Genomic DNA, 6,264 nt, shown 5'->3' with positions numbered 1-6,264 from the left:
TTACAAGGGGCGTTTTTTTTCTTTACGTACGCTGCCATAGTGGTGAATAGATACAATATTAGAGCTGTAAAAACAGAGCCCACCCGCTGTGCAGGTTCAAAACAAGCTATTTTTTCTAATCAGCTCTAATACATGATTGGTAATTAAAACTATTTTACAAGGGGCGTTTTTCCTAGAACCGCCATAACCTTGCATGCGTACCATTCTTTTAGGTAGTGGAGTAGGCTGGAATGTAGTTTATGGCCTGAAACCTGCCTAAGGTTTGGTCCCATTGCCAACAAAAATGGGTTATGCCGTTTGTTAGGAGTAAATGAGCTGCAGCAAGCTGTCGATGGTATGCTATCACCTGTCCTAATGTTTCGTTTGTAAGTGTGATGTAAGGCGCTTTGCATTCTACAACCATTTGTACCCTACCCAACTGATCGCATAATATAATATCAGGCCTATAATAACCTGATGCGCTATATATTCTTTTCTCTAAACAACACAATCCCTTCGGGTAAGAAAGATAATGAATTAAATAATGCAATATATGTTGACGTACCCATTCCTCTGGCGTGAGTAACACATATTTTTTACGCACTAAATCTAAAATATAGGTTTTATCTAACTTTTTTTTGGTCTTATAATCAAATGAAGGTAATGTAAGTGGCATCATACAGACCTATTTATCTATTTTTCTTGCCTGTCCGGCAACACCAAGCGATAAGAAAAGACAAATAAGCTATCAGTGACATAATCACTACAATCCAAGGTCCAGTAGGCATAGAAGGAATCAGATAGGAAAAAAAGGTGCCAGTTAAAGAAGCAAACAAAGCAATCAACATAGCAAACAAGATAACGTAAGCCATATTAGCTGTCCAAAATCGCGCCGTAGTAGCTGGTGTAATGAGCATAGCACTCATTAAAACTACGCCTACCGCTCTTATGCCCATTACAATGGCAAGTACCATTAAACTGGTAAATAAAAAATCTATTTTTTTAACAGGGACGCCTATCGATTGAGCAAAAAGACGATCAAAAGCAATCAGCATAAATTCTTTAAAAAATAGGCATACAATTAAAATTATGATTAAGCTCAATAACACTAATAAAACAACATCTTCTCGTAGTAAAGTGGCTGCACTGCCTAATAAAAATGACTTTAATCCACCTTGACTGGCTTGCCCACTATGTTGCAGGATAGATAGCAAAAAACTCCCCAAACCAAAAGCTACGGAAGCCACAATAGCAATAGCAGCATCTTGCTTGATTTTTGAGTGGGTTATTATTTGATCAATCGCTATAGAGGCTAACCAACCTGTAATAAAAGCGCTGATAATAAGCCAGATAGAGTTTTTTTCTCCGGTTAAAAAAAAGGCTAAACAGCTACCAGGCAGTACGGCATGGGCAATGGCATCACTAATTAAGGTTTTTCTTTTTAAAAGCGCAAATGCACCAATTATAGCGCTACTGGTACTCAGTAAAATCGTTCCTAATAGTACGTTGCGGACATTTGGATCAGAGAAAGAAAAAAAATCTTGAATAGCGCTCATCATCTATAAAATTATTTCTTTATTACTTGTATAGCTGTTGGTTCAAAAGCGTGCTCAATAAAGTATGTTTAATTTTTTTCTTCCTAAAAAACAGCCCAAAAATCAAACTCTCAGCCAATAGTTGCAAGCGTTCTAAAGCATAGCATCAACTCAAGGATGACCACCATTGGTAAATTTAAGCCATAATGAATTTTTATCTTACTTTTTTCCTGATAAAAAAGTAAGCAAAAAATCAAGCCCTGCGCCAAAATTGGCTACCATCATAGCTTACAGTTGGAAAAACAGCTCCCCCTTGCGCCCCTGCCTGCAACTGTTTTTTTATCTGGTGAGTTATGCTTGCTGATCGTAAATTTTGACAATAGGCATTTTAAAAAATGCTATTATATTAATAATCAAATAAATATGATATTTGAGTTGACACCATAGCGCGTTATAATATACTTAATTGTAACGAAAAACTAGTTTGGTAATGGCTAGCAGATTTATTTGTATTTTTGGACCATATCACTGGTTCTTTAAGCCCAAATCATATGAAAAATTTAACAAACCGTCCATCACATCGGCCATTTATTTTAGCTATTGAGGGGGTAGACTTTTCTGGAAAAACGACTTTAGCGCATCAAATACAGTCTAGCTTAAGGAGCCAATCATATCGTGTAAAGCTGTTACATGATCCTAAAGGTAGTAAAAATGCAACCATAATTTGGAACACTATTTTAGACCTTAAAAAAAACAATGGAGCAGCTATTACAGAACTTTTTCTCTTTGTAGCAGCACGTCATGAACTGATCCAAAAAGAAGCATTAGCCTCTGATGTTGATGTGATCATTTTTGATCGATTTATTTTTTCTACTATAGCTTATCAATTAACCAATCAACCTGATTATTGGGAACCTTTTTTAACTACACATCGTGTTTTTTCTGGTTTAATGCCAGATCTATGTATATACTGTGATATCGATTTGCATCACTTCCAATTGCGTAACCAAACCCGAAGCAAACAGGATGCGTTTGATGCCATATCCCAACAGCGTTTTGAAGCCATTAAACAGGCTTACGAACAAGCCTTTCAGCGCAAGATATGTCCTTATTTTCGAATTAGTCAGCAGGATAATGATTTTTCAGCATTAATCAAAACTATTATAGCGCATCTGGCGAGCCAAGAAACAGACTTAAAGTCAATCTAAATCAGACTTATTAGATGGTTATTGATACATGAAAAATAGGCGCTTCTCTTTGGATTCTATTATATTTTTTCCTAAATTTATTTTCTGCCCTGGCAAATTAGTGCGCTCCCGTTTTCATACTAGATTTCTTGTAAAACCTATTTGTGATGAGCAATTTTTAAGGCCAAGTGCAAGTCGAGCATGGCAGCATATTTAATCTATTTCAGGAGTATAAATAAGCTTCGGTACCAAAGTTGCGATTAGAAATAGGCTTTGCCATAACGCTATTATCCTTTGCACTACTACCTAGATAAAGCTCTTCTTGAACAACTATGATTGATTTAAACCGATTACCTAACCTGCAAAAAAATCCAAAGCATATTGGTATTATTATGGATGGAAATGGCAGATGGGGAAAAAAAGAAATAGGCGATAGATCTTATGGGCATAAAAATTCCAAGAAAGCGGTCAGTGAGGCCATAACTGGATGCTTAGAGCAAGGTATCTCTTTTTTAACCCTCTATGCTTTTTCTACTGAAAATTGGGACCGACCGCAACAGGAAATAGCTACTATTTTTCAAGTCATTTATCAAGGTATTACTGAGCATGTGAACCTTTTTTCTGAACATAATATTAAATTTCGTGTTGTAGGAGATACAACAGGCATCCCTAGTTTTTGTTGGCATAAACTAAAAGAGATAATAGACCTTACAAAAGATAATACAAAGCTACACTTAACGGTTGCCATCAACTATGGAGGAAAAGCAGAAACCGTGGCTGCTTCTGAGGCTATCGTAAATGATTTTTTGATTAAAATAGTCGATGAATTTCTAAATAAAGGCTTCAATCGTAATGTTCGTTTCGAGACTTTTATGCAGTTTGCAAATGATTACCGAGCTAAAATTACACCAACTACCTATAAGCAATATTTAAGTACCGGTCACTTGCCTGATGTTGACCTCTTGATACGTACAGGTGGCAAGAAACGCATAAGTAATTTTTTGCCTTGGCAATGTGCTTATTCAGAGCTCTATTTTACAGATTTATATTGGCCCGCCTTCAAAAAAAAACATTTAATGGAAGCTTTAAGCTTCTTTCAAGAACAGCAGCGCAATTTTGGTAGTGTTGCCTAAAATAGGACTGAACGAATACTATATAAATTATTTGTTTATGCAAGCCTTAAAAAAGGCTATTTATTTTAGTCCCTCTCAATATGCTTAATTATACAGAAACTAATATCCGTTCCCTCGATTGGCAAGAACATCTTCGATTACGTCCTGGTATGTATATTGGCAAATTGGGCGATGGTAGCTTACCAGATGATGGCATCTACATATTACTTAAAGAGGTTATTGATAATAGTGTAGATGAATTTGTAATGGGATATGGAAAAAAAATTGAGATAAAAATAACTGATGACCATCAGGTTGCTGTTCGGGACTTTGGCAGAGGTATTCCATTAGGTAAAGTAGTAGACTGCGTGGCTAAGATTAATACAGGGGGCAAATATGATAGCCAAGCTTTTCAAAAGTCGGTAGGTTTAAATGGGGTAGGTATCAAAGCGGTTAATGCCCTTTCATCCTATTGTAAAGTACAATCTTTTCGAGATGGTTTAACCAAATCAGCTACTTTTTCTGCTGGTGTGCTTGTAGAAGAATCGGAGATGCTGCCCACTAATGAACCCAACGGAACCTATGTTGTATTCAAACCAGATAGTGCTATTTTTAAAGCATTCGCTTTTATACCTGAATGGATAGAAGAACAAATAGCCCATTACACTTTTTTAAACACAGGGCTTGTTTTTAACCTAAATGGTAAGAAATACCATTCTCGAAATGGTCTCTTAGATTTATTACAAGCTAAAACAGCAGCTCAAAGCTATGCTTACCCCATTATGCATTTTAAGCAGCAAGATATTGAGCTATCACTAACCCAGCATCATACACTTTCTAGCGAGGTTTATTATTCCTTTGTTAATGGCCAGTTTACCCCTCAAGGAGGTGTCCATTTAAATGCTTTAAAAGAAGCTATTGTAAAAACAGTACGAGAATTTTATAAAAAAGAATTTGACGCAGCAGATATCCGCGCAGGATTAATCGTTGCACTTTCTATTAAGGTGCAAGAACCTATTTTTGAATCCCAAACCAAAACAAAGCTTGGTTCACAGCAGATGAGTCCCGAAGGCCCCACCATTCGTAGTTTTATTATGGCTTTTATCAAAAGCGAATTAGATAATTATCTACATAAAAATCCCTCCATAGCCCAAATAATACAAAAGCGTATTCTACAATCTGAACGTGAACGTAAAGAAATAGCTGGCATTAAAAAGCTGGTCCACGAAAAAACCAAAAAAGCTAATTTACATAATAAAAAACTGCGGGACTGTCGTGTTCATTTTAATTCTAAAGATCCTAATAGGCTTCATAGTACTATTTTCATTACAGAAGGTAATTCTGCAAGTGGTTCTATTACTAAATCTCGTAACGTGGCCACACAAGCTGTATTTTCATTGCGGGGTAAACCACTAAACTGCTTTGGACAATCTAAAAAGCTGGTTTATGAAAATGAAGAATTCAATCTCTTACAGCATGCTTTAAATATTGCTAGTGGAATAGATGGGTTGCGTTATAATAAAATCGTTATTGCTACGGATGCAGATGTAGATGGTATGCATATCCGGTTGCTTATATTAACCTATTTTTTACAGTTTTTTCCAGAACTAGTCCATAGTGGTCATCTGTATATACTCGAGACGCCTCTTTTTAGGGTACGTAACAGAAAAACTACCCATTATTGTTATAACGAACAAGAGAAAGAGCGTGCCATAAGGTCACTGGGTGCACAGCCTGAAATTACTCGTTTTAAGGGGCTAGGAGAGATATCTCCTGATGAATTTGCCCATTTTATAGGGACAGCTATTCGATTAATTCCTGTAACACCAGCTGCCAATAGCGGTTTAGAAGATTTGTTAGCCTTTTATATGGGAAAAAATACGCCAGAAAGGCGTAGTTTTATTATTGATAATCTTAAGATAGAGGAAACGCTACCTAGTATCTAGTGTAAATGTGGTCTCGGCAGGAATCGAACCTGCATCAAAAGTTTAGGAAACTTCTATTCTATCCGTTGAACTACGAAACCAGTATCCATTTAGCCCTCACCTACGGAGGTAGCTTTTAGAACTGGAAAAACAGAACGCATCCGCTAGGCGGGCTCAAACAAGCTGTTTTTCTATTTCGGCTGTAAGGGCACTTGCTGATCACAACTATTTTACAAGGGGCGTTTTGGGGTCCAATGTTGCTACAGTAGTGAATAGATAAGTAACAATCACATTGCTTTTAAAAATATGTTAATCAGCTGATTCCTTCAGTTGACGCCATTGTCCATTGCGTGGTATGGTACCGCTAAGCAAAAACGCGCCTTTAAATATATTTGCTAATTTAGGTGATTATTCACTTTTTTTCAACTTTACCTCACATCATCCTGCCTTAGAACCATACAGCTAGAAAGGTATCCATTTTGTTTTATGAAAAGCTGCGCAAAAAAAATCGTTTCCGTTCACCACT

The 6,264-nt window shown here is 36.6% G+C and carries 5 protein-coding genes and 1 tRNA gene; 3 read left to right on the top strand and 3 right to left on the bottom strand.

Annotation, left to right across the window (positions count from 1 at the left end; all coding sequences use genetic code 11):
• Positions 1–208: 208 nt before the first annotated feature.
• Both MUW73_RS01455 and MUW73_RS01450 read right to left on the bottom strand, forming a co-directional pair.
• Positions 209–658, bottom strand: a complete 450-nt coding sequence (locus tag MUW73_RS01455; protein ID WP_243017857.1) for a type I restriction enzyme HsdR N-terminal domain-containing protein — start codon at positions 656–658, stop codon at positions 209–211.
• Between the two features lie 10 nt (positions 659–668).
• Complete coding sequence (locus MUW73_RS01450) at positions 669–1,535, bottom strand: metal ABC transporter permease (protein ID WP_243017855.1); 867 nt, start codon at positions 1,533–1,535, stop codon at positions 669–671.
• Positions 1,536–2,065: 530 nt separating this feature from the next.
• On the opposite strand from MUW73_RS01450, the gene tmk reads away from it, so the two are divergent.
• From tmk to MUW73_RS01435, 3 genes are all read left to right on the top strand, one after another.
• Positions 2,066–2,722 carry a dTMP kinase gene (gene tmk, locus MUW73_RS01445; RefSeq protein WP_243017853.1) on the top strand — a complete coding sequence of 219 codons (657 nt, stop codon included), beginning with the start codon at positions 2,066–2,068 and terminating at the stop codon, positions 2,720–2,722.
• Positions 2,723–3,033: 311 nt separating this feature from the next.
• Positions 3,034–3,834, top strand: coding sequence for a polyprenyl diphosphate synthase (gene uppS, locus MUW73_RS01440; protein WP_243017851.1), 801 nt, complete (start codon positions 3,034–3,036; stop codon positions 3,832–3,834).
• 80 nt (positions 3,835–3,914) lie between these two features.
• The gene (locus tag MUW73_RS01435; RefSeq protein ID WP_243017850.1) at positions 3,915–5,759 is read left to right on the top strand and encodes a DNA topoisomerase IV subunit B; all 1,845 of its coding nucleotides are present in this window, start codon (positions 3,915–3,917) and stop codon (positions 5,757–5,759) included.
• 8 nt (positions 5,760–5,767) lie between these two features.
• On the opposite strand, the gene MUW73_RS01430 is transcribed toward MUW73_RS01435, so the two are convergent.
• Positions 5,768–5,839, bottom strand: a tRNA-Arg gene (locus MUW73_RS01430).
• Positions 5,840–6,264 lie beyond the last annotated feature (425 nt).

This window comes from Candidatus Cardinium sp. cByotN1, from assembly GCF_022810525.1.
Taxonomy (GTDB): Bacteria; Bacteroidota; Bacteroidia; order Cytophagales; family Amoebophilaceae; genus Cardinium.
This window is presented reverse-complemented; position numbering and strand designations above follow the sequence as displayed.

Bases quoted from the DNA above. Each gene is read 5' to 3' on its own strand.
- MUW73_RS01450 (WP_243017855.1), bottom strand. From the start codon at position 1,535: ATGAGCGCTATTCAAGATTTTTTTTCTTTCTCTGATCCAAATGTCCGC.
- MUW73_RS01455 (WP_243017857.1), bottom strand. From the start codon at position 658: ATGATGCCACTTACATTACCTTCATTTGATTATAAGACCAAAAAAAAG.
- uppS (WP_243017851.1), top strand. From the start codon at position 3,034: ATGATTGATTTAAACCGATTACCTAACCTGCAAAAAAATCCAAAGCAT.
- tmk (WP_243017853.1), top strand. From the start codon at position 2,066: ATGAAAAATTTAACAAACCGTCCATCACATCGGCCATTTATTTTAGCT.
- MUW73_RS01435 (WP_243017850.1), top strand. From the start codon at position 3,915: ATGCTTAATTATACAGAAACTAATATCCGTTCCCTCGATTGGCAAGAA.